This window comes from Chromatiales bacterium 21-64-14 (assembly GCA_002255365.1).
Classification (GTDB): domain Bacteria; phylum Pseudomonadota; class Gammaproteobacteria; order 21-64-14; family 21-64-14; genus 21-64-14.
This window is the reverse complement of the sequence record NCBI01000014.1, coordinates 21,615-44,422: the sequence shown is the minus strand read 5'-3', so window position 1 is coordinate 44,422 and position 22,808 is coordinate 21,615. Positions and strand designations below refer to the sequence as shown.

At 65.1% G+C, this 22,808-nt stretch carries 18 protein-coding genes; 9 read left to right on the top strand and 9 right to left on the bottom strand.

What is annotated here, in order from left to right:
* Window positions 1-96: 96 nt before the first annotated feature.
* From B7Z66_08325 to B7Z66_08315, 3 genes are all read right to left on the bottom strand, one after another.
* Window positions 97-300: a hypothetical protein gene (locus tag B7Z66_08325; GenBank protein OYV76509.1), complete on the bottom strand. Its 204-nt coding sequence runs from the start codon at window positions 298-300 to the stop codon at window positions 97-99.
* 219 nt (window positions 301-519) lie between these two features.
* Window positions 520-2,526, bottom strand: coding sequence for a DNA ligase (NAD(+)) LigA (gene ligA / locus B7Z66_08320; protein OYV76508.1), 2,007 nt, complete (start codon window positions 2,524-2,526; stop codon window positions 520-522).
* Complete coding sequence (locus tag B7Z66_08315; protein ID OYV76507.1) at window positions 2,523-3,362, bottom strand: hypothetical protein; 840 nt, start codon at window positions 3,360-3,362, stop codon at window positions 2,523-2,525. The genes ligA and B7Z66_08315 overlap by 4 nt, the downstream gene beginning before the upstream one ends.
* Window positions 3,363-3,863: 501 nt before the next feature.
* Between B7Z66_08315 and B7Z66_08310 the strand changes: the two genes are divergently transcribed.
* The gene (locus B7Z66_08310; GenBank protein OYV76506.1) at window positions 3,864-4,064 is read left to right on the top strand and encodes a hypothetical protein; all 201 of its coding nucleotides are present in this window, start codon (window positions 3,864-3,866) and stop codon (window positions 4,062-4,064) included.
* Window positions 4,065-4,425: 361 nt separating this feature from the next.
* Here the strand turns inward: B7Z66_08310 and trkD are convergent, their stop codons facing one another.
* On the bottom strand, window positions 4,426-6,366 hold the full coding sequence (trkD, locus tag B7Z66_08305; GenBank protein OYV76505.1) for a potassium transporter Kup: 1,941 nt from the start codon (window positions 6,364-6,366) through the stop codon (window positions 4,426-4,428).
* A 346-nt stretch (window positions 6,367-6,712) separates the two neighbouring features.
* Window positions 6,713-10,234 (bottom strand): chromosome segregation protein SMC, encoded by a 3,522-nt coding sequence (locus tag B7Z66_08300; GenBank protein OYV76504.1) that lies wholly within the window; start codon window positions 10,232-10,234, stop codon window positions 6,713-6,715.
* Between the two features lie 97 nt (window positions 10,235-10,331).
* On the opposite strand from B7Z66_08300, the gene B7Z66_08295 reads away from it, so the two are divergent.
* Genes B7Z66_08295 through B7Z66_08285 form a run of 3 tightly spaced genes read left to right on the top strand, consistent with a single transcriptional unit; the run spans window position 10,332 to window position 12,841 of the window.
* On the top strand, window positions 10,332-10,742 hold the full coding sequence (locus tag B7Z66_08295) for an NADPH-dependent 7-cyano-7-deazaguanine reductase QueF (GenBank protein ID OYV76503.1): 411 nt from the start codon (window positions 10,332-10,334) through the stop codon (window positions 10,740-10,742).
* Window positions 10,743-10,784: 42 nt separating this feature from the next.
* A complete protein-coding gene (locus tag B7Z66_08290) occupies window positions 10,785-12,071 on the top strand; it encodes a carbohydrate kinase (protein OYV76502.1) in 1,287 nt (428 codons plus the stop codon).
* Complete coding sequence (locus B7Z66_08285; protein OYV76501.1) at window positions 12,068-12,841, top strand: sulfate transporter CysZ; 774 nt, start codon at window positions 12,068-12,070, stop codon at window positions 12,839-12,841. The genes B7Z66_08290 and B7Z66_08285 overlap by 4 nt, the downstream gene beginning before the upstream one ends.
* 324 nt (window positions 12,842-13,165) lie before the next feature.
* On the opposite strand, the gene B7Z66_08280 is transcribed toward B7Z66_08285, so the two are convergent.
* The gene (locus B7Z66_08280; GenBank protein OYV76565.1) at window positions 13,166-14,305 is read right to left on the bottom strand and encodes an aminotransferase; all 1,140 of its coding nucleotides are present in this window, start codon (window positions 14,303-14,305) and stop codon (window positions 13,166-13,168) included.
* A gap of 109 nt (window positions 14,306-14,414) precedes the next feature.
* The gene (locus tag B7Z66_08275; GenBank protein OYV76500.1) at window positions 14,415-15,194 is read right to left on the bottom strand and encodes a phosphatase; all 780 of its coding nucleotides are present in this window, start codon (window positions 15,192-15,194) and stop codon (window positions 14,415-14,417) included.
* 265 nt (window positions 15,195-15,459) lie between these two features.
* Here B7Z66_08275 and B7Z66_08270 point away from each other — a divergent pair, with 265 nt between their 5' ends.
* Window positions 15,460-16,152: an RNA polymerase-binding protein DksA gene (locus B7Z66_08270; GenBank protein OYV76499.1), complete on the top strand. Its 693-nt coding sequence runs from the start codon at window positions 15,460-15,462 to the stop codon at window positions 16,150-16,152.
* Between the two features lie 161 nt (window positions 16,153-16,313).
* On the opposite strand, the gene B7Z66_08265 is transcribed toward B7Z66_08270, so the two are convergent.
* Window positions 16,314-17,282: a LysR family transcriptional regulator gene (locus tag B7Z66_08265; protein OYV76498.1), complete on the bottom strand. Its 969-nt coding sequence runs from the start codon at window positions 17,280-17,282 to the stop codon at window positions 16,314-16,316.
* Between the two features lie 195 nt (window positions 17,283-17,477).
* Between B7Z66_08265 and rbcL the strand changes: the two genes are divergently transcribed.
* From rbcL to B7Z66_08245, 4 genes are all read left to right on the top strand, one after another.
* The gene (gene rbcL / locus B7Z66_08260; protein ID OYV76497.1) at window positions 17,478-18,956 is read left to right on the top strand and encodes a ribulose-bisphosphate carboxylase large subunit; all 1,479 of its coding nucleotides are present in this window, start codon (window positions 17,478-17,480) and stop codon (window positions 18,954-18,956) included.
* 24 nt (window positions 18,957-18,980) lie between these two features.
* The gene (locus B7Z66_08255) at window positions 18,981-19,415 is read left to right on the top strand and encodes a ribulose bisphosphate carboxylase small subunit (protein OYV76496.1); all 435 of its coding nucleotides are present in this window, start codon (window positions 18,981-18,983) and stop codon (window positions 19,413-19,415) included.
* Window positions 19,416-19,486: 71 nt separating this feature from the next.
* Window positions 19,487-20,452 carry a CbbX protein gene (locus B7Z66_08250; protein OYV76495.1) on the top strand — a complete coding sequence of 322 codons (966 nt, stop codon included), beginning with the start codon at window positions 19,487-19,489 and terminating at the stop codon, window positions 20,450-20,452.
* 66 nt (window positions 20,453-20,518) lie between these two features.
* Window positions 20,519-21,745: a fructose-bisphosphate aldolase gene (locus B7Z66_08245; protein OYV76494.1), complete on the top strand. Its 1,227-nt coding sequence runs from the start codon at window positions 20,519-20,521 to the stop codon at window positions 21,743-21,745.
* A gap of 111 nt (window positions 21,746-21,856) precedes the next feature.
* Here the strand turns inward: B7Z66_08245 and B7Z66_08240 are convergent, their stop codons facing one another.
* Complete coding sequence (locus B7Z66_08240; GenBank protein OYV76493.1) at window positions 21,857-22,339, bottom strand: hypothetical protein; 483 nt, start codon at window positions 22,337-22,339, stop codon at window positions 21,857-21,859.
* Window positions 22,340-22,808: the final 469 nt, after the last annotated feature.

Here is a 22,808-nt window from a genome sequence, read left to right as displayed (position 1 = left end):
GTTTGGCGGGCGTTCCCGCCGGATCCCACGGGCGCAGCCAAGTGGATAAGGATCACGAAACCGGTGCGATCTCCCACGCGCCTCGCAACGCGCAGATTACCCGGCCCGGCCCCGAGGGCCGGCATCCCCCACGACGGCCCGGGTCTTCACAAACACCCGCAGGGCGGTTAGCAGGTCGGTGCGGGTGGGGAACGGCCCGTGGGCCTGGAAACCCCGGCTCTGGAAGTACCATCCACTGGCGCCCCCTTCGGCGAATTCCTGAAAGAAAACACGGTCGGTGTGAAACAGGGTTCGGCTCATGGGATACCTCCTGGCCGGCCCAATGGATGTGCCCCGGTGGGCACGGGCCGCCGTTACAGATTCGACCCATACCCAGCCCCCGAGTTCCCTCCGACCCGGGGCGAAACCCGGTACGCAAACGTGCGCCCGCCAGCATGAGGTGCACCAGTCCGATTGGACGGATTTTCCAGCGCGATCCCCAGCCCGCCATTGGAGCCGTCTCTTGCCTCAAGAGGCGGGTTAGCCGGAGAGGAGTTTTTCGAGTGCCCGTTCGTCGAGGATCTGGACGCCAAGCCCGCGCGCCTTGTCCAGCTTTGAGCCGGGGTCGGTGCCCGCCACCAGAAAATCCGTATTGCGGGATACGCTGCCGGCCACCTTGGCACCCAGGGCCTGCAGGCGCGCCTTGGCCTCGTCGCGGCTCATGGACGCCAGCGCACCGGTAAGCACGCAGGTCTTGCCCGCAAGCGGCTTGCGGGCGGTCCGGTCCGGGGCCGCCCAGTGGACACCGGCCTGGAGCAGCTTTTCAATCACCGTGCGGTTGTGAGGTTCCTGAAAGAAGGCGCACACGCTGCGGGCGGCCACCGGCCCGACGTCCGGAACCTCCTGCAAGTGCTCCGGCTCCGCCGCCATCAAGTCCTCCAGTCCACCGAAGTGTCCCGCGAGATTCCGGGCGGTGGCCTCCCCCACCTCGCGGATCCCCAACGCGTAGAGGAAGCGTTCCAGAGTGGTGGACTTGCTCTTGTCCAACGCGCCCAGCAGATTCGCGGCCGATTTCGCCGCCATGCGCTCCAGCGCCGCAAGCTGGTCCTGGGTCAGTGCATACAGGTCGGCGGGGTCGCGGACCAGCTCCTGGTCCACCAACTGATCCACCAGTTTGTCGCCCAAGCCGTCGATGTCCATCGCACGGCGCGCGGCGAAGTGCCGGATCGCCTGCTTACGCTGCGCGGCACAGTACAGGCCACCCATGCACCGGTGCGCCACCTCACCCTCCAACCGCACCACCTCCGAACCGCAGACCGGGCAGGTCTTGGGCAAATGCCAGCGCCGGGTCCGGGGCGGCCGTTTGGCGGGGATCACCCCGACCACCTCAGGGATCACGTCACCGGCGCGGCGCACGATCACTGTGTCTCCGACCCGCACGTCCTTGCGGTCCACCTCGTCCTGATTGTGGAGCGTGGCGCGGCTCACAATGACACCGCCCACCGCGACCGGTTCCAGGATCGCCACCGGCGTCAGCACTCCGGTACGACCCACCGAGGCCAGGATCTCCCGCACCACGGTGGTCTCCTCCTGGGCCGGGAACTTATGGGCGACCGCCCAGCGCGGGGCACGCGAGGTAAACCCGAGCCGCTCGCAGTCGGAAAAGGCATCCACCTTGTACACCACGCCGTCGACTTCGAAGGCCAGCCGCTCCCGGCGTTGCAACATCTGCCGGTAGTAAGCCAAACAACCGTCCAACCCCTCGACGGCGTGAAAATCTTCCCCCACCGCGAAACCCCAGGCCTTGAGGTGAGTCATCACCTCCGAGTGCGTCGCGGCGAAGGGCTCCGATACCTCTCCCAGCCCCCATGGGAAAAATGCCAGCGGGCGGCGCGCGGTGACACGGGAGTCCAGTTGACGCAGGCTGCCGGCGGCGGCGTTGCGCGGGTTGGCGAATACCGCCTCCCCCTGTTGTGTGCGTTCGACGTTGAGGCGTTCGAAGGCTGGTTTCGGAATGACCACCTCTCCGCGCACATCAAAGGCGTCCGGCCAACCGCGCCCGCGCAGTCTCAGGGGCACATTGCGGATGGTGCGCACATTGGCGGTGATGTCCTCGCCGTGACTTCCGTCACCACGGGTTCCACCGTGCAACAACTGCCCGTCTGCGTAGCGCAGGCTCACCGAAAGCCCATCGAATTTTGGCGCCGCGTGGTAGCTGATGCGCTCGGCGTCCAGCCGGTCGCGTACCCGCCGGTCGAATTCCGCCAATTCCGTCTCGGAGAACGCGTTATCCAGGGACAACATCGGGATGCGGTGGTGAACCTCCCCAAACCCCTTGACCGGCTCCGCACCGACCCGCTGCGTAGGGGAGTCCGGTGTTACCAACTCCGGGTGGTCACACTCCAGGACCTGCAGTTCGCGCAACAAGCGGTCGTACTGCGCATCGGAGATCTCAGGCTGATCCAGCACGTAATAGCGGTAGTTATGTTCCGCCAGTTGCTCGCGCAGCTCCCGGGCACGGCGCGCCGCGCTGACCGGAGCCTTCACCGGAGTACCCCGGGCAAGCGGCGACGCCGCTCGTATTCCACGAGTTCGGCCTGCAGGGACTCCATGCGCTGGACGGTCAGCGGATTGCGCCGCTCGTCCCACAACTCGCCGTCGAGCCGGTCGGCAAGGCGTTGCGCAACCTCGAGCATGGACTGGAACGCCTCCGGTCCCGGCTGCGGCCCGGGCAACTGTTGCAACAACACCACCCCGGGGGTACTCAGAGCGTCCATGGTCTCCGGTTCGAAATGGCCCGGCTCCACCATGTTCGCGACGCTGAATAAGACGGGACCGGTGTCGCCCAGCGCGCGCAGGTGGTAGATGCGCAGCTCACCATATTGGAGCCCTTCCGCCGCGAACGCGGCGGCGAGTTCCGCACCGCCGAAACGCGCCCCCGCGGGGGCCGCCACATGCAGCACCACCAGCTTCTGTTCAGGAAGTGGGGGTATTGGCGGTGGGGGCGGTGGGGGCGGTGGGGGCGGTGGAGCCGACGGCACAGGTTTGGGCCGCGTCGCTGCGGGCCGCGGCGACGCGGTTGGAGCGGTCCGCTCCGGCATCATCTTCACGGGTGGCGGAGTGGTCCGGGTGTCGCTTTGATCTGCAACAATGATCCGTTCCAGCCGTTCCAGTTCCTGGGCTACGGTGGCGGGCTCAGGTTCAGGCTCTGGATCCGAAGGTCCCGGCCCGCGCCGTGGCGCTTCCCCTCCGAACGTGTCGGCACTGCGCCGCCCGAACCGGTCCCATGCGTAAATCCCGGCCAGAATCACGACCCCTACCACCAACAAAATCAGCCGCAGTGCATCCATGTCGCTCAGGTCCAAGATTGTGCGCACACCCATGCCGGCACCGGCGGCGCAGCCGCCGCACACCTGCCATGCCTCAGGGCAGTAGAATAACGGGCGCGGTGATCGTTTGGGAACGGCCCCGGGCACGATCGATCCGGGGCCGGGGGAAAAGCGCGACGCCAGATGGCCTGGGACCTCCACTCGGGACCCGTTGCACCAGGGGGGGACTGGCCACCCAAGACCGGGCGCGCATGAAGTAACCACGCGGCCGGCGGAGCCGCATCGATCGCCACCCACATGCATCCCGTCATTGATGCGCCACAGCGGTAAGGGTATGGCTTTTGGAAGGCCTCCCCGGGGCACCGGCGCGGCCGCCGTTCCGCGCCGCATCGGCTATAGAGGAGGGATTGATGGGGCGTCTGATTCCACGGGTATTCGCCCTCGGAGTGGCCGGTTGCGCCGGGCCCACCGATACCGCGCCCGGGTTTGGCCCGGCTCCAGACGCGCGGCGCACCCCGGCCAAAGCGGCCGCACCCACCGGCAAGGTGACCCGGGATGGCATCTTCAAGCTGGTGCGCAAGGGCAGCCTGGCCCCCGATCCCACCGCCGGCGCCAGTCATCGACCTGGCGACGAAGACGACCCGGATCCCGCTCCGCAAGGATCTCTACTTCGCTTATCAGTATCGGCTGTCCAATCTTCCGGCCCACGCGTCGCAGGTCACTCTGAAGCGGGTACTCTTCCACCCGGTGATGTAACTTCCGGATGGAACCCGATCCACGCAGACCACCGATACCGTCCACAAGCGGGTGTCTCGCGGCGAGGTCTTCGCCCTGGACGGCTATGCCCTCAACGAGGACTACGAGAGGGTAGAGGATGTATGGACTTTTAATATCTGGTACGCGGGAAGACGGCTGGTGGAGCAGAAATTCACCACCTACCGGCCCACGAACCCGCAACCGGGACCTCCGTAGCCCACCACGCCCGCCGGTCTGCGGAATCCCACCGATCGTTGCGGGCGCCGTCGCGGCAGTCCGATGACAGTGGGGCGCAGTCGTGGCGTGCGCACCGACCGGGGACCCACCAAGCGCTGCGGCCCCCGGACGCGCAAACCGGTCGTCAGATCCCTACCTGCAAACCCACCTTCATCACCTGCGCGGCCGGGATCTGGTAGAAGGCGGTGGCATCCTGGGTATTGTTTGCCATGTAGGTAAAGAGGTGGTCGCGCCACGCCGCCATCCCGTTCCGCTTGCGGCCTGCAAGCAGGTCGACATGGCCGATAAAATAGTGAATGTCGTCCAGATCCAGCGTCAGTCCCAGCTCCGCGCAGGCGGCGAACTCCGAGGGGATGTTCGGGCCTTGCATGAAACCATAGCGCAACACCAGACGATAGAAGCCAGCGCCCAGCTGCTCGAGCTCGATGCGCTCGTCGCGGTCGGTCTTGGGCACCGGCTCCATGACTACGGTCGTCACGATCACCCGCTCGTGCAATACCCCCGTATGCCGCACCAATTTCTGAAGCGCCGGTGGTGTCTGCTCCAGCCGGCCGGTGAAAAATACCGCTGCCCCGGGTATGCGCGGTATCCGCTCGCCCTCCACCCGCCCGATGAACGTCTCGAGATCGGGCGTGGAACGCGCGATCTGATCGGCCAGCAGGCCTGCGCCGCGGCGCCAAGTGGTCATGACCGTAAACAGTACCAAACCGATCAATAACGGCAACCAGCCGCCGTCCGGAATCTTGAGCAGGTTAGATCCCAGGAACCCCAGGTCGATTGCGAGAAACCCGAGCAGAAAAACCATTGCCGCGGGCAGCCCCCACCCGCCGCGCTCGCGCGCCACGTTGAACGCCAGCACGGTGGTAATCACCATGGTCGAGTTCACCGCGACGCCATACGCCGCCGCCAGATTGCCCGATGAACGGAAGGCGAGCACCAGCCCGATCGCGGCGATCATGAGCAGCCAGTTCACCGTGGGCATGTAGATCTGGCCACGCGCATCGGGGGAAGTCTGCTTGACCGTAAGCCGGGGCAGCAGCCCGAGCTGGACCGCTTGACGGGTAAGCGAATAGGCGCCGGTAATGACTGCCTGCGACGCGATGCAAGTTGCAATGGTCGCCAACACAACCAAGGGGTAAAGCGCCCAGGTCGGGGCAAGGTTAAAGAACGGATGGATGGTGGTTGAAGGCTCTGAGATCAACAGCGCGCCCTGGCCAAAATAGTTGAGCAGCAGCGCCGGCAGCACGAAGACGAACCAGACCTTGCGGATCGGCTGGCGTCCGAAGTGTCCGAGGTCGGCATAGAGCGCTTCGCCGCCCGTTGTGACGAGGAACACGGCATACATGGCGAGGAAGCCGGTCATCCCGTTGACCGCGAAGAACTTCACCGCGTACCAGGGATTGACGGCGAGCAATACTGCAGGCGCGTGCAAAATCCCGCAGATCCCGAGCACGGCCAGGACCGCGAACCAGATCAGCGTCAGCGGGCCAAATACCGCGCCCATCTTTGCCGTTCCGTGGCTCTGTACCGCGAATAGCACGAGCAGAATGACGACCGTGAGCGGGATCACGAAACTGTGCAGATGGGGCGCGGCGATCTGCAACCCTTCCACCGCGCTCAGCACCGAGATCGCCGGGGTAATCATCGCCCCCCCGTAAAGCATCGACGCGCCGAGCACCCCGACCAGAATCAGAACGCGGCGGCGGCGCCGGCCTTGATCCCGCTCCGGCCGAAGCAGCGCCAGCAATGCGAAGGTGCCGCCCTCGCCCCGGTTGTCCGCGCGCAGCACATACACCATGTACTTGAGCGAAACGACCAGGAGCAGCGTCCATAAAATGAGCGAGAGAATGCCGAGCACATTGCCCTGCGTGATAGCGATGGGATCCTTGCCGGCGAAACACTCGCGCAAAGCATAGATGGGGCTGGTGCCGATGTCGCCGTAGACGACACCGAGCACGGCGACCGCGAGCACTGCGAAGGACTTGCTGTGCGGCGCCGCGGGCGGCGCGCGCTTCAGCGCTTCCTGCTGGGCATTGCGTCCCGGTTCGTTTCCCTGCTTGGCCATGCGCGGAGCCCCTGCGTTTTGAGCGACGGATTGTCCGCGTGCGTGGGCACCATGTCTAGCGGTCGACGCTACCGGCCCGCGGACCCCGACGGCGGGCCGTCAAGACAAGTGCCGGCCATGACTGACGATCACCGGCTGCCCGGTCGGCGCGTTGGTCGGGGAGGCGGTGACGAACGTTGCGAAGTCGGTGACGTCAGCGACGGTGGCGGTGAATTGGCCATCGACGGTTTCCTTTGGAAACATACATAAGTATTTTAAATTCAATTATATATAACGTTAGAGGCGATAACGTTCGAGGCGCGTAGTCCCCCGCGGCGGCGAGTGGTCAAGACTCGGACCGGGGCGGTCAACCGGCGGCGGCCATGCGCACCGCCGCGTCTACGTCCACGGCGACCAGCCGCGAGACGCCGGGTTCGTTCATGGTGACGCCGGTCAGCTGATGGGCCATCTCCATGGTGACCTTGTTGTGGGTGATGAAGACGAACTGCACCCGCTCCGACATCTCCCGCACCAGGTCGCAGAATCGGCCCACGTTGGTGTCATCAAGGGGCGCGTCCACCTCATCGAGCATGCAGAACGGCGCCGGATTCAGCTCAAAGATCGCGAACACCAATGCGACGGCGGTAAGCGCCTTTTCACCCCCGGAGAGCAAATGAATATTGGTGATGCGTTTGCCCGGCGGGCGCGCCAGTACCGCCACCCCGGCGTCCAGCAACTCGTCCCCGGTCATTTCCATATACGCCTGACCGCCGCCGAACAGCCGCGGGAAGGTCTGTTGCAGCACTTGGTTGACGCGATCGAAGGTGTCCTTGAACAGGGCGCGGGTCTCGCGGTCGATCTTGCGGATCGCGTTCTCCAGGGTGGTGACCGCCTCGGTGAGGTCGGCGTGCTGGGCATCCAGGTAACGCTTGCGCTCCTGTTCCTGGTCGAATTCTTCGATGGCCGCCAGGTTGATGGCACCCAGACGCTGGATGCGCTGCTCCAATGCCTCAAGCTTCTCCCGCCACAGGTCCGGATCCGCATCCGCGGCCAGGGCCTCGTTCAACTCACCAAAGGCTAGGCCGGTCTCCTCCAACTGCTCCGCCAGCGACTGGCGCCGCACACGGATCTCCCGCAGCGCCAACCGCTCCTGCTCCAGGGCGGCACGCAAGGCCTCCAGGTGGCCTTCGATCCCGGTGCGCGCCTGCTCCTGACCCCGCAGGGCCGCGTCGATGGCCTCCACTTGGCGCCGGGCGGCCGTGAGTTCCGCCTCCACCGCGGCCCGGCGCGTCAGCAGGACGGCAAGTTCCGCCTCCAGGGCCTGGAGCGGTTCCACGCCCTGGGCAAGATCCGCCATCAGCGCGTCGCGGCGTTCCGCGAGACCCGCCTGCTGCTGTTGCATCCGCGCCAGGTTCTGCTCCGTGGCACCGCGCGCGCTGCGCTGGGATTCCACCCGCAGCGCCACCCGGTGGTTGGCGTCCCGGTCCGCCTGCGCCTGCTCCCGCACCGTCTCCAACCCGCGGCGCAGGGCATCGCGCTCCGCGCTCAGCTGCACACGCTCCCCTTCCAGATCCGCCATCGCCTGGAGCGCCGTCTCCAGCCGCCCGCGGGCATCGCGGATCTCGGTCTCCGCAGCGGCGGCCTGCGCGCGCAACTCCGCCGCCTCCCGGACGATGGCATCGGCGCGCACCCGCTGCTGTTCCAGGCGCGCCTGCCGGGCGCTCAGTTCCGCCCTCAATTCCCCATGACGACGATGTAGCTGATTGACCTCCGCCTGCAGGCGTTCGCGCTCATCCTCCGCCGCCTGCAGCGCCCGCCGGCCGTCTTCCACAGCGCCCTGCTGCGCTTGCTGTTTAGTAGAAATATCATTAATGATTAACTTTAATTCATTGATTTCTCTTTCTCTTACGAGAACACCAAGGTTCTTGTTTGCGTCCCGTACCACACGCAGCCAGCCGCTGCCGAGCCAGATCCCGTCCGGGGTCACTACCGACTCGGTGGCACCCATCTCACGCCGCAGGGCGAGCGCCTCCCGGAGATCGGCAGCCGCGTAGACCCCCGCCAGCAGACCCGCCACCGGCCAAGCCGACTGCACCTTCCGGGACAGAGGAATCCAGCCTGCGCGCGGCAACGGCAACGCTTCCCCTGGAGGAGCATTGGCATCCAGTAACGTCAGGGTACCGCCGTCCAGGGCATCCAGCGCCTCGAGCACGCCGTCCACACCGGGACCGCACACCGCCTCCAGGTATCCGCCGAGCACGGTCTCTACGGCGCGTTCCCAGCCCGACTCCACATCCAGCTGCTGGGCAAGCCGGGGGGCATCCTGAAGTCCCTGACCCTCCAGCCATGTGCGCACCGCGCCTTCCTGCTGCCCGAGAGCCGCCTGCTGCAAGGCCTCCAGAGAGACCAGCCGACCCTGCTGGGCCTGCAGCGCCGCACGGGTCTCTTCCAGATCCGCGCCGCGCTGACGGGTCTGCTCCCGCAGCCCGTTGATCCGCCCCACCGCCCCATCGAGATGCCCCTGACAGTCGCGGACCGCGCCGGCAAGGGCGTCCCCGTCCTGCACCAGGGCGCGGACCTCCGCCTCTTGGGACCCCGTCTCCAGCGACTGCTGCTCCTGAGCGATCCGCTCCAGGCGCTCGCCAAACTGCAGGCACTGGCGTTCCAGGTGATCGATACGGGTACGTTCCACCTGCGCTGCCTGGGGTGGTTCGGCGGCGCGCAGGTTGAACGCCTCCCAGCGCGCCTGCCATTCCTGCATCGCCTGTTCCGCCGCGCCGCGCCGTGTCGCGGAGGTCTCCGCCGCAGTCTGGGTACGTTCCAGCTCCGGTTCATCCTCCGCCAGGGCGGCACGAATGGTGTCGAGCTGCTCACGGTCACGACCGATGTGCGCCTCCACCGCAGCGATTGCCTGCTGCGCCTGGCCCAGGTCCTGCTCCTGGCGCTGGCGCTGCTCGCGGCCGTACTGGATCCCCTGCTCGGTGCGGGATAAATCGGCGCCCAGACCGTAATAGCGCCCCTGCACCTGATTGAAGCCATCGTTGGCCTCCACCTGGGCTTCCCGCTGGCGCTCCATATCCGCCTCCAGGGCGCGCAACTCAGCGGTGGCGGCCTGCAGCGCGGTTTCCCGCTCCTGCAACCGGCGCTGCTCCGCCTCCGCTTCCCGGTCGAGACTCCGCAAGCGCAGCGTCAAGTGCTCGGCCTTGAGTTGGCGTTCCTCGCGCTTTAGCTCCTGGTACTTCTCCGCGGCACGGGCTTGGCGTTGAAGACGTTCAAGTTGTTTAGCAATTTCATCTCTTAAATCATTTAATCTTGAAAGATTTTCCTTGGTGTGACGTAATCGGGTCTCGGCCTCCCGCCGACGTTCCTTGTACTTGGAGATCCCGGCGGCCTCTTCCAGGAAGATGCGCAATTCGTCGGGCTTGGCATCAATGAGGCGCGAGATCATGCCCTGCTCAATGATGGCGTAGGAACGGGGTCCCAGGCCGGTGCCCAGAAATATATCGGTGATATCCCGGCGCCGGCAGCGGGTGCCGTTCAGGAAATACACGGACTGCCCGTCCCGCGCCACCTGGCGGCGGATGGAAATCTCGCTGTAACCCGCGTACTGGCCGCCGAGGCTGCCGTCGCTGTTGTCGAAGACCAATTCCACCGTGGCCTGCCCCACCGGCTTGCGGGCGCTGGAACCGGTGAAGATCACGTCGGCCATCGACTCTCCGCGCAGGCTCTTGGCGGAGCTCTCCCCCATTACCCAGCGTACGGCGTCGATAACATTGGACTTGCCGCAACCATTGGGACCCACAATCCCTATCAGGGAACTGGGAATGTGGATCGAGGTGGGGTCGACAAAGGACTTGAAGCCGGCGAGCTTGATCTTGAGCAGGCGCATGGGATGGTCGGTTTCTCGGCGGTCGGGAGTTGTAGTAGAGTAGCGGCGACCATTATGCACGACATCCCCTGGGAAACGCATCCTCCCCACACCCAGCATGCCGACCCGACCGAGCACGGACCTGGAAACCTTTGACAATCCGCAGGCGGAGCGGGATTACTTCATCCGTGTTCGAGTTCCGGAATTCACCTGCCTGTGCCCGAAGACCGGTCAACCGGATTTCGCTACCCTGCATATCGATTACGTACCGGACCGGCGCTGCATCGAACTGAAGTCCCTGAAACTCTATGTGTGGTCGTACCGGGACCAGGGGGCGTTCCACGAGGCGGTCACCAACCGGATCCTGGAGGACTTGGTGAGCGCCTGTGCACCGCGCTTCCTGCGCGTGACCGCCGAGTTCAACGTGCGGGGCGGCCTCTACACCACGGTGGTGGCGGAGCATCGCCGCCCAGACTGGACTCCGCCGGTGGCGGTGCACCTGCCCCCCGGGGCGCCGGCCGCGGGGTAGCGCAGCGCACGGACGCCCCCCTCACCCCATGGCCGCGCCCGCTTGAACCTCTACGTCGGTATCGATCTTGGCACATCCGGCTGCCGCGCCACGGCCATCGACGACGCCGCCACGATACAGGGCGCGTGGGCCGTGGAACTCCCACCCGGAACCCGCCGCCCGGGAATCCACGAACAGGTAGCGCAACGCTGGTGGGATGCGGTCCAGCGCCTGCTGGAAGCGCTGCCCCCGCAGTTGCCACGCCACGCGGTGCGGGGCATCGCGGTGGATGGCACCGCCGCCACGGTATTGCTAACCGACAGTAACGGTACTCCCCTCACCCCGGCCCTGGTCTACGATGACACCCGGAGCATCCCGCAGGCGCTGAATATCGCCGCGGTTGCGCCACCGGACAGCCCGGCCCTGGGCGCCACCTCCGGACTCGCCAAGCTGCTCTGGCTGCGGGAACAGCCCGCAGCCGTGCGGGCACACCACGTGCTGCACGCCGCGGACTGGATCGCCGGACGCCTGCAGGGCGCGTACGGCACCAGCGACGTGAACCACTGCCTGAAAATGGGCTACGACCCGGTATCGGACAGGTGGCCCGACTGGCTGGACCACCTGGGCATACCCCGGGAATGGCTGCCCCGGGTGTTGACCCCCGGCACCGTTCAGGGGCAGTTGGCACCAGAGGTCGCCAACGCTTTCCGGCTGCCCGCCGGCGTGCGCGTAGTCACCGGTACCACCGACAGCACCGCGGCATTTCTGGCCACCGGGGCCCGGCGACCGGGAGAGGCGGTGACCTCTCTGGGCTCCACCCTGGTATTGAAGGTGATCGCCGCGCGGCCGGTATCCGCCGCCCGCTACGGGATCTACAGCCAGCCACTGGGAGAACAGTGGCTGGTGGGCGGGGCCTCCAACAGCGGCGGCGCGGTGCTGCGCCAGTTCTTCACCCAGGCCCAGCTGGACGCCATGACCCCGCGTCTGGTGCCGGAGCGGCCCACCGGTCTCGACTACTATCCGCTGCCCGCGCGGGGCGAGCGCTTCCCGATCGCCGATCCCGCGCTGGAACCGCGGCTCGCCCCGCGGCCCGCGGACGCACTCATCTTCTTCCAAGGGCTACTGGAAGGGATTGCCGGTATCGAAGCCCGCGGCTACCGCTTATTGGCGGAACTCGGTGCCCCGACACCGATCGCGGTGTACACCGTGGGCGGCGGCGCGGGCAATCGCCCATGGCGTCAGATCCGCGCCCGGCTCCTCGGCGTCCCGCTGTTAGAGGCGGCGTGCCTGGACGCCGCCTATGGCGCCGCGCTGCTCGCCCGGCGGGGCAGCGGACTGGGACCGAAATGAAAAACGCGGGCCCGGTGACCGGTGCACGCTATTTTTTGCGCGGCGTAGGACTACTCCGCCACCCGCGGCTGCGCTCCGTGGTGATCCTGCCGCTGCTCATCAACGCCCTGCTGTTCGCCGTCGTGATCGGCGCCGCCACCTCGGAATTCAACGGCTGGGTGGACCGGCTGATTCCCGCGTGGCTGGAGTGGCTGCGCTGGTTGCTGTGGCCGCTGTTCGCGGTCACCGTGCTGGTGGTCGTGTTCTATACCTTCACGGTGCTGGCGAATCTGGTGGGCGCCCCCTTCAATATTTTGCTCGCGGCGCGCGTGGAGGCCCTGCTCGGGGGCGCGGCACCGGCCCTGGGCACGGGCTGGCGGAGCCTCGCCCGGGAAGCGGCGCGCGGCATCGGATCGGAGTTGCGCAAGCTGCGCTATTTCACCGTGCGCGCCATCCCGCTCCTGCTGCTATTTCTGGTGCCAGGGGTCAATCTGGTGGCCCCGTTTCTATGGCTGGCGTTCAGCGCCTGGATGCTCACCCTGCAATACGCGGACTATCCCATGGGCAACCACGGAATCTTGTTCCCGGAGCAACGCCGGCGGATGGCGGCACAGCCATTGCTCGCCCTCGGTTTCGGCGGCCTCACCCTGCTGGCCACCCTGACGCCGGTGGCGAATTTCCTGGCAATGCCCGCTGCCGTGGCGGGGGCCACGGCGATGTGGGTGGAAAACCTGGCACTACCGGGCGTGCACACAACCCGGCGCGCGGAGCGCGGAACGCCGCAACCGTAACGCACACGCCGTCGAGGCGTGCACACCGGGGTCCCCATCCCGCGCACGCCGCAGTGCCTACGGGACCGCGGTGGGAAATGAGACACTCGACGGGTGGCGCGCAGCGCAATCCGTGAGCCGACCTGCCAACGCAGTGTGATCCTCTGATTCCGGCCGGCGTCCTGCATCCGGGCTACCCGAGCGACGCGCGTTGAAACCGGCCCGAACGGGGCGGGATTCGGCCGCGCAACCCACGTGAGAGTCGCGCGTTGGTCTGCGGGTTCCGTGGCCATTGCGGCGGTCCCTGTGGCCTGGACGGGGCGCAGCGTAGTCCGGGACCGGTTGCTAACCGCGGGCCAGATGCGCGCGTAGCCGCGCCACGCCTTCCTGGAGATGCTCCAGGGAGGTGGTATAGGCGAAGCGCAAATGACGCTGCGGCGCGTGATGGCCGAAATCGCGCCCGGGCGTCACCGCGACCCCCGCATGTTCCAGCAGGTCCCGGGCGAAGCCATCGCTGTCTTCGGTGAACGCGGAACAGTCTGCATAGATATAGAAGGCGCCGGCGGGCACGGCCGGGATCCGGAAGCCCAGTTCCCGCAATGCCGGAAGCAGATAGTCGCGGCGTGCCTGAAACTCGCGCCGGCGCGCGTCCAGGACCGCCAGGGTGTCGGGGTGGAACGCGGCCAGGGCCGCGTGCTGAGCCGGGGTTGAGGCCGCCAGAAACAGGTTCTGGGCCAGCTTGTCCAGCTCCCGCACATAGGCCGGCGGACTCACGATCCAGCCGACCCGCCAGCCGGTCATGCCGAAGTATTTCGAGAAGCTGTTGATGACGAATGCGTGCTCGGCGCCCGCCACGGTGGGCGCGGCGGCGGCGTAGACCAAGCCGTGGTAGATCTCGTCGGCGATCAGTACCCCGCGCCGATTCCCGGCCACCGCCCGGATCCCGTCCAGTGCCGGGGCGGTGACCAGGGTACCGGTGGGATTGGACGGCGACGCCAACAGCACCGCAACGGTATCGGCATCCCAGTGACGCTCGACCTGCTCCGGGGTCAGTTGATAGGCACTGGCGGCATCCACCGGCAACCCAACGGCGCGGCCCTCGAACAGACGTACGAAATGACGGTTGCAGGGATAGCCGGGATCCGTCATCAGTACCGCGCTGCCGGGATCCACCAGCACCCCAAGCACCAGTTGCAACGCGCCCGAGGCCCCCGGCGTCACCACCACCTGCTCGGGATGGACGGCTACGCCGTAGTGACGGTGGTAGTGCTCCGCGATCGCCGCGCGCAACTCCGGCAGGCCAAGCGCAGGGGTGTAGTGGGTGTGCCCCGCGCGGAGCGCACGGCAACCCGCCTCCATGATGGCCGGGGCGGTGGCAAAATCCGGTTCCCCGATCTCCATGTGGACGATGGACCGGCCCTGGGCCTCCAGGGCGCGGGCCCGCGCGAGCAGGTCCATCACATGAAAGGGCTCGATATCGGCCATGCGGCGCGCAATGCGGGGGGGCGGTGTGGTCATGCTCTCCTGGCCGGCAGTGTGCACACGACCCCGGCCACCCGGCGAACGGCTCCGGGACGACCCGCGCGTGCCGGGTTCAGCCCCCGGCCGCGCGTGACCCTGGGTGCAGGCGGCGCAACAGGTCCAGGTCCACCCACGTGGCGCCATGGACCGCGCCGGACCGGATGTGAAATGGCTGCTCCGGCTCTCCCAGGTGATCCACGACCAGCAGCGCGCCGCTGAAGTCCTGTTCTTGAGTGTAGTGGCTGACGGTAACCACGGTGGGCACGCCCGCCGCGCGCGCCGCGCGCAATCCGTTTTCGGAGTCCTCGAGCGCCAGGCATTCCGCCGCCGCCAGCCCGCCCTGGGCCAGGGCGTAGTGATAGATATCGGGGGCAGGTTTCTTGGCAGGCACGACATCCCCCGCCGCGATCACCTCGAACCATCCGGCGGACCCCGGCTCGACGCAGTACTCGAGCAGGCTGAGCACATTCTCCGGGGAGGTGGTCGTCACAATCAGCAGGGGAATACCGGCCGCACGCGCCTCGGCCAACAAGCGCCGGACCCCGGGACGCAGGGGGATCCGTCCGGTCTCCAGCAGGGCCGCGTAATGCCGGTTCTTGGACTGATGCAGCGCGGCGATGAACGCGTCCAGCGGCATTGGGGGCCGAAACCCGCTGTGGTAACGATCCATGTAGCACCGGATCCGCTCCTTGCCTCCCGATACCGCCAACAATTCCCCATAGCGGGCGTCGGACCAGTGCCAATCCAGACCCGCGTCCTGAAACGCCTGGTTGAAGGCGACGCGGTGACCGTCACGCTCGGTGTCCGCCAGGGTTCCATCCACGTCGAAGAGCAGTGCCGCCGGCACACTCATTCCGGGTCCCTCACGCGTGCGCGCGACCCACCCCTCGCCGGCCCTCTGCATGTCCTGGGACTTGTCATCTAAGCAACTGTTCTGAAAAGGACAAACCAGTAGAAACTTATAACGGCTTACCTTACCACGGCAACCGCTCTGCGGCCAGATGTCGGTATGGTATCCACACGTGATATGCATCACCGCCGCCCGCTCGGTTGCGCCTATAACGTCTTTCTGGTATAGCTTTGCGGCTTCACCAACGGGACCTTCGAGGAGTTGACGGATGCCTGCTAGCAAGAACGCTGCCAAGAAGGGTGACAAGGGCGCGCCAAAAAAGGCCGCCACGTCCGCCCGAACGACCGCTGCCAGCAAGAAGAAGGCCGCGCAGCCTTCTGCACCGAAAAAGGGCGCCGTAGTAACGGCCAAGGGTGGTACAAAGAAGTCCGCAGCGGCGAAGGCGGCCCCCCGCAGCGCGCCGAAGAAACCGGCGCGCGCCGTGGCCCCCAGCCGGAGCTCATCCCGTACCCAAGCCGCTTCGGTGGCGGAAGGCGCCGGCCTGCTGCCCAGCATGGGTTTTGTCCCGTATGAGCCCAAGAAGGGCGAGGACTACATGAGCGATCCCCAGAGCGCGCACTTCCGGGCGATCCTCATCGCGTGGAAACACGAGCTCCTGCAGGAAACCGAACGTACGGTTCATCACATGCAGGACGAGGCGGCGAACTTTCCCGATCCCAACGATCGCGCCACCCAGGAAGAGGAGTTCAGTCTGGAGCTGCGCACCCGGGACCGGGAGCGCAAGCTGGTCAAGAAGATCCATGAGGCCCTCGCACGGCTGGAGACGGGGGAATACGGTTACTGCGAAGCATGCGGCGTGGAGATCGGCATCCGCCGGCTGGAAGCCCGTCCCACCGCGACCCTGTGCATCGACTGCAAGACCCTGGACGAGATCCGCGAGAAACAGATGAGCGGACTCTGAGGGACCGCTGTATACGAGGACCCGCGAGCGTCGGCGCCCGAGTGCGCATCATGGGAAGACGCCTCGCAAGGCGTGTCAATCCGGTAACCGTATCAGGTCTTCCAACGGAAACGAACCGGAAGTCCGGGGTCCGTGGCACGACCCACGCCGGGCCCTGCCCGTCACGCACCGTTGGAGGAGACGTCGCCGTAGTAACCGTTTCCTGCCCCGGATGCGCGGCCACGGCGCGGCGCGATTCCCGACGCCGCGTTAGTGAGCAGAAACTCCCAAAACGCCCGCGCCACCACCGACAACTGTTTCGCCGCCGGATGGACCACATACCAGTGCTTTAGAATCGGGAAGTGGGCCACGTCCAACATCACGATCTCCCCGCCCGTCGCGTTGGCTGCAAGCGTGTGCCGTGACAGCACCGAGACCCCCAATCCCCCGGCGATCGCCTGCTTGATCGCCTCGTTGCTGCCGAGTTCCATGCGCACCTTCAGGGTGAACCCGTGCGCAGCGAACAGGCGTTCGACGGCGATGCGCGTTCCGGATCCAGACTCGCGCATCAGGAAAGGCTCCGCTGCGATAGACTTGAGCGCGATCTTTTTCTTCCCGGCGAGTGCGTGATCCGCCGGGGCAAGTACCACCAGCGGATTGTCGAGAAACGCGTGGCAGGTGACGTCGAACTCCTCGGGCGGCTGGCCCAGTATGTACAGGTCGTCCTCGTTGTGGGCGAGGCGTTCCAGCACGCGTTCCCGGTTACTCACCTTTAGCGACACTTCGACACCCGGATAACGCCGGCAGAAATCGCCCAGCAACCGGGGCGCGAAATATTTCGCGGTGGTGACCACCGCCAAACGCAGATGACCGGTCTTGAGCCCCTTCAGATCCGCGGCAATCATCTCGAAACGGTCCAGGCGCTCGAAGATCTCCCGGCAAGTCTCGTACAAGGCACGCCCGGCGTCGGTCAGGTACAGTTTCTTGCCGATCTGTTCAAACAGCTGCAGGCCCACGTGATCGGCCAGCTTCTTGATCTGCATGGAAGCCGTGGGTTGGGTGAGATGCAGCGCCTCAGCGGCGCGCGTGAAGCTGCCGAGGCGGGCGATCGCCTCGAAAACTTCCAATTGGCGAAACGTGGTGTGACGCACTCTCCCCTCCAAATAACCGGCTTTACAACTATAGATATTTATCTATCTTAAAGATAGATAAATTTGACTGTCATAAATGTCTACGCTCACGCAGTATCGCCACCACGGTGCCGGACATGCCCAGCCCCCCCAGGATGGGATCTTCACCAACCGGACCCGCACAACGAGACCCGCAAACCAGCCGTGGAGGCCATCATGGGTAAATCAGAAGCGATCCCCAGCGCCAAGGAGCGCTACAGCGCCGGCGTTATTCCTTACAAGAAAATGGGTTATTGGCAGCCGGACTACCAGCCCAAGGATACCGACATCATCGCCCTGTTCCGGCTCACGCCGCAGCCCGGCGTGGATGCCGACGAGGCCGCGGCCGCGGTGGCGGGTGAGTCGTCCACCGCGACCTGGACCGTGGTGTGGACCGACCGCCTCACCGCCTGCGAACTCTACCGCGCCAAGGCCTACCGCGTGGACCCGGTGCCCAACACCGGCGAGGGCACCAAGACCGAGGCCCAGTATTTCGCCTATATCGCCTACGATCTCGACCTCTTCGAAGGCGGCTCGATCGCCAACCTGACCGCATCGATCATCGGCAACGTGTTCGGATTCAAGGCCGTGAAGGCCCTGCGCCTCGAGGACATGCGCATCCCGGTCGCCTACTTGAAGACCTTCCAGGGCCCGGCCACCGGCATCGTCGTGGAACGCGAGCGCCTCGACAAGTTCGGCCGCCCGCTGCTCGGCGCCACCACCAAGCCGAAGCTCGGGCTCTCCGGGCGCAACTACGGGCGCGTGGTGTACGAGGCCCTGAAGGGCGGTCTCGACTTCGTGAAGGACGACGAGAACATCAACAGTCAGCCGTTCATGCACTGGCGCGATCGTTTCCTCTATTGCATGGAGGCGGTAAACAAGGCGTCCGCCGCCACCGGCGAGGTGAAGGGGCACTACCTGAACGTCACCGCCGGCACGATGGAAGAGATGTACGAACGCGCTGAATTCGCCAAGTCGCTGGGCTCGGTCATCGTCATGATCGATCTGGTGATCGGCTACACCGCGATCCAATCGATGGCGAAGTGGGCGCGCAAGAACGACATGATTCTGCATCTGCACCGCGCCGGAAACTCGACCTATTCACGCCAGAAGAACCATGGCATGAACTTCCGCGTGATCTGCAAATGGATGCGCATGGCGGGCGTGGACCACATCCATGCGGGCACCGTGGTCGGCAAGCTCGAAGGTGATCCGCTCATGATCAAGGGTTTCTACGACACCCTGCGCGAGACCCATACGCCGCTGTGCCTGGAGAACGGGATGTTCTTCGAGCAGGACTGGGCGTCGCTCAACAAGGTCATGCCGGTCGCCTCCGGCGGTATCCATGCCGGTCAGATGCACCAGCTTCTGCATTACCTCGGCGAGGACGTTATCCTGCAGTTCGGCGGTGGCACCATCGGCCATCCGCAGGGTATCCAGCAGGGCGCGGTGGCCAACCGTGTGGCGCTGGAGGCAATGGTCATGGCACGCAACGAAGGTCGCGACTACATGAAGGAAGGTCCGCAGATCCTCCAGACGGCCGCCAAGTGGTGCTCACCGCTCAAGGCCGCGCTCGACACCTGGAAGGACATCACGTTCAACTACGAATCGACCGACACCGCGGACTTTGTCCCGACGACGACGGCCAGCGTCTGAGCCTTGATAAGGAGACCACAGCTAATGATGACAAATCACGGTAATCGGATCACGCAGGGTCAGTTCTCGTATCTTCCAGACCTGACCGACGAGCAGATCCTCGCCCAGATCAAGTATGCACTGAAGAACAATTGGGCGGTCAACGTCGAGTACACCGACGACCCGCACCCGCGCAATACGTATTGGGAAATGTTCGGCATGCCGATGTTCGACCTGAAGGACCCGGCGGGCATCATGATGGAGATCAAGGAGTGCCGTAAGACTTTCCCGAACCACTATATCCGGGTCACGGCCTTCGACAGCACGCGCGGCTGGGAGACGCCACGGATGTCATTCATCGTGAATCGGCCGAAGAAGGAACCAGGCTACCGGATGCTGCGTGAGGATAAAAACGGTCGCAGCGTGGGATACACGATCATCCCCTATTCCACGGACAAACCGGAAGGCGAACGTTACTAGTCGACACCGGGGGCGGGTGGCGGGCCACGGACCGTCACCCGCCCCCGTATTTCGCAACCGGAGTGGATCACATGACCGAGAACGCGAAGGTAGACCAGGGGCTGAATTCCGCTGTGCTTGCGGACGACACGCCCGTGGATCTGGAGGCCGAATTCAAGGCCTCGAACGTACAGGAAGTACTGGACAAGCTCGACCGCGAACTGATCGGGTTGAAGCCCGTCAAGACCCGGATCCGCGAGATCGCGGCATTACTCCTGGTGGACCGCCTGCGTAAGCAGTACCAGCTCACCTCGGAAACCCCCACGCTGCACATGTGCTTCACGGGCAATCCCGGTACCGGAAAAACCACAGTGGCAATGCGCATGGCGGAGATTCTGCACCGGCTCAACTATGTGCGCGAAGGCCATTTGATCGCGGTCACCCGCGACGACCTGGTCGGCCAGTACATCGGGCATACCGCGCCCAAGACCAAAGAAGTCATCAAGAAGGCCATGGGCGGGGTGCTCTTCATCGACGAGGCCTACTATCTCTACAAGCCGGAGAACGAGCGCGACTACGGACAGGAGTCCATCGAAATCCTTTTGCAAGTTATGGAGAACAACCGCGACGACTTGGTGGTGATCCTCGCCGGCTACAAGGATAAGATGGATCGTTTCTTCCAGAGCAATCCCGGTATGCGCTCACGCATAGCGCATCATCTGGACTTCCCAGATTATTCCGCGGCCGAGCTGATGGCGATCGCCAAGCTCATGCTGGCTGAACAAAACTACCGCTTCAGCCCGGATGCAGAGCAGGCCTTCTCAAAATACCTTCCTTTGCGCATGAAGCTCACGCATTTCGCAAATGCACGCTCGGTACGCAATGCCTTGGACCGGGCGCGCCTGCGGCAAGCGAACCGCCTGTTTGCTGGCAAAAAAAGGAATCTAGTCAAAAGCGACCTCATTACCATCGAAGCTGAAGACGTGCTGGCCAGCCGCGTGTTTCGCGATGGGCACTCCGACAGCGAGGGCGACAACGGTGGCGTCCCGCGCACGTAGGGTGTGCCTTGACTCGAGGGCACGATCCCTTAGGGCCTTCGGCGCACTGAGGCAAGGGGGGAAGCCATGCCGTTAGTGGATATGCGGGACATGCTGAACCACGCGTACCGCAACGGTTACGCGGTAGGCAGTTTCAATCTTGTCAGCCTCGATTTTCTGGGAGCAATCGTAGCCGCGGCGGAGAATTGCCGCTCGCCGGTGATCCTGGGACTCTCCGAGCTACACACCGCGCACTACGATCTGGAACTCCTAATAGCGGCAACGGAACGCGCAGCGCGGCGCGCGGCGGTTCCGGTATCGATACTCCTTGATCACGGCATGAGCCCGGAATCCGCCGTGCGGGCCATCAATCTCGGCTGCAACGGCGTGATGGTAGACGGCTCCCAGGATTCGTTTCCCGCCAACGTGGCACTAACGCGGGCGGTCGCCGACGCGGCTCACGCGTGTGGGGTTGCAGTAGAAGGGGAAATCGGCAACGTGGCGGGAATCGACGGTGGGGCTGTCGATCGCGATTCAGGCGACGTGAATTACACCTTAGTCGAAGAAGCCAAAGCCTACGTGGCACGCACCGGTGTAGACTTCCTTGCGGTGTCGATCGGGACGATCCACGGCCGGATACGGGGCCGTCCCAAGCTCGACTTCGAGCGCCTCCGCCGCATCAACGACGCGGTTCGGCTTCCGCTCGTCATCCACGGCGGGACCGGGCTGTCCGACGAACAGTTCCACAAACTCATCACGCACGGCGTTGCCAAAATCAACTACTACACCGCACTTTCCGACGCCGCGGGCAACGCCATGCGGGCCAGTGCGCGCGCTGATACCCGGTGCGGCTACACTGGCCTGACCCAGGGAGTCGGCGTTGCAATACGCACTGAAGTCGAACGCTGCATGCGGGTGTGGGGGTCGGCCGGCCGCGCCGCCGAGGTGCTGATGCAGTGCCAGCCATGGCACACTATCGAGCACGTGATCATCTTCAACGTCGAGGGTGCCGACGACACCGACGTCGAGGCAATCATGTCCGAGGGCCGGGAGGTACTCGCCGCCATCCCGGGGGTGCGCCGCGTGTTTACCGGCTGGGCCGTGGAAGATGCGCCGGCCTATCGGTTCTGTTGGCTGGTGCAGTTCACGCACGCGAAGGTCATCGACAGCTACCGCGAGCATCCTGGATATGCCGCGTTTGCCGCCGGAATATTCCAACCCATCACCGCGCGCCCCATTTCCATCGATTTCGCGGAGGTGTCGGAGGCGCCACAGCGCCGGGGAATCAGGATGCCGGAGTCGTTGCAGGCTTGAAGTGACCCCTTCCGTACGCGCCAATCAAGTCACGAACGATGCGCAGGAAGAGCGTTCATCCGGGTGGCAGTCCGCCGACCTCCGGGTCAGCGGACTGCCGGTAGGCCTACATCAGGCCGTTAGATTGATAGTACCAGCTCCGCTGGCGCCGCTGCCGTCGTTGTCGCCGTCCGTGCCGGACGCCGACGTGGTATTGCTCACCCCTTGCACGGCACCGCTGCCGTAGTGGTGGTGATGGCCGTGGTGGGCACCCTGCAGGGCCTGCATTAGGGTCGCAAAACTGCTTTGCGCCGAACTCAGATTGCCGCTCTGCAAGGCATTGCCGACGGCGGTCAAATCGCTTGTCAGCGTGGAACCGCCACTGCTCGTGGCACCGACTGCACCCACCTGGGTTGACGCACTGCTTCCGCCCTGACTCGTGGAAACGCCCTGGAAGTCCTGCTGTAGGGCCGCAAAGGCCTGCTGCGCGCCGGAAAGGTCGCCGGCCTGCAGGCTCTGTGCGAGCTGCTGGAAGTCGGTACGCCGCTGCTGGTTGAAACTGCTGGAGTTGGCCTGATAGGGACTATAGGCCGAACTGATCGCTGCTATTGACATGACGGTCTCCTTGGTAGAGAGATTTCAACTACCGATCACGCACATGCGTGACCAATACCTCCGCGAGCAAGAACTATGCCCCAACCTCTAAATTGATCAGCCACAGAGTGTAAAACTTGGTAAACCAGGCAGTGTCGCCCACACGCTGAGCAACCCGTGGACATCGTCTGCACCGCGACGCCGTAGCGGCAATACCCCTGACACCGGGCACTTGTGCTCTGTAGGTCATCGTCCGCACTATGCCCTGGCCGCGCCGGCCGAATATTGGCCAGCGTGGCCAGGGGCAGGGCCTGCCACAGCATCCGCCGATCCTCTACCGATGGTCGAGACCGCGCCGCACACGGATCCGAAGGTGCGGCCGGGGCTGCGAATTTCCCCAGGCGGCAACTCCTTGCCGCCGGTGCCACGAGCTGCGGGTTTCAATAACCAGCATGGGACGGTGCCTCCTCCCGGCGCCAAGAGCTGACCG

What these genes read in the sequence shown, in the direction of transcription:
- B7Z66_08325 (OYV76509.1), bottom strand. Translation starts at nt 300, where the DNA reads ATGAGCCGAACCCTGTTTCACACCGACCGTGTTTTCTTTCAGGAATTC.
- B7Z66_08315 (OYV76507.1), bottom strand. Translation starts at nt 3,362, where the DNA reads ATGGGTGTGCGCACAATCTTGGACCTGAGCGACATGGATGCACTGCGG.
- B7Z66_08310 (OYV76506.1), top strand. Translation starts at nt 3,864, where the DNA reads ATGGCATCTTCAAGCTGGTGCGCAAGGGCAGCCTGGCCCCCGATCCCA.
- trkD (OYV76505.1), bottom strand. Translation starts at nt 6,366, where the DNA reads ATGGCCAAGCAGGGAAACGAACCGGGACGCAATGCCCAGCAGGAAGCG.
- B7Z66_08300 (OYV76504.1), bottom strand. Translation starts at nt 10,234, where the DNA reads ATGCGCCTGCTCAAGATCAAGCTCGCCGGCTTCAAGTCCTTTGTCGAC.
- B7Z66_08295 (OYV76503.1), top strand. Translation starts at nt 10,332, where the DNA reads ATGCCGACCCGACCGAGCACGGACCTGGAAACCTTTGACAATCCGCAG.
- B7Z66_08285 (OYV76501.1), top strand. Translation starts at nt 12,068, where the DNA reads ATGAAAAACGCGGGCCCGGTGACCGGTGCACGCTATTTTTTGCGCGGC.
- B7Z66_08280 (OYV76565.1), bottom strand. Translation starts at nt 14,305, where the DNA reads ATGGCCGATATCGAGCCCTTTCATGTGATGGACCTGCTCGCGCGGGCC.
- B7Z66_08275 (OYV76500.1), bottom strand. Translation starts at nt 15,194, where the DNA reads ATGAGTGTGCCGGCGGCACTGCTCTTCGACGTGGATGGAACCCTGGCG.
- B7Z66_08270 (OYV76499.1), top strand. Translation starts at nt 15,460, where the DNA reads ATGCCTGCTAGCAAGAACGCTGCCAAGAAGGGTGACAAGGGCGCGCCA.
- rbcL (OYV76497.1), top strand. Translation starts at nt 17,478, where the DNA reads ATGGGTAAATCAGAAGCGATCCCCAGCGCCAAGGAGCGCTACAGCGCC.
- B7Z66_08255 (OYV76496.1), top strand. Translation starts at nt 18,981, where the DNA reads ATGATGACAAATCACGGTAATCGGATCACGCAGGGTCAGTTCTCGTAT.
- B7Z66_08250 (OYV76495.1), top strand. Translation starts at nt 19,487, where the DNA reads ATGACCGAGAACGCGAAGGTAGACCAGGGGCTGAATTCCGCTGTGCTT.
- B7Z66_08245 (OYV76494.1), top strand. Translation starts at nt 20,519, where the DNA reads ATGCCGTTAGTGGATATGCGGGACATGCTGAACCACGCGTACCGCAAC.
- B7Z66_08240 (OYV76493.1), bottom strand. Translation starts at nt 22,339, where the DNA reads ATGTCAATAGCAGCGATCAGTTCGGCCTATAGTCCCTATCAGGCCAAC.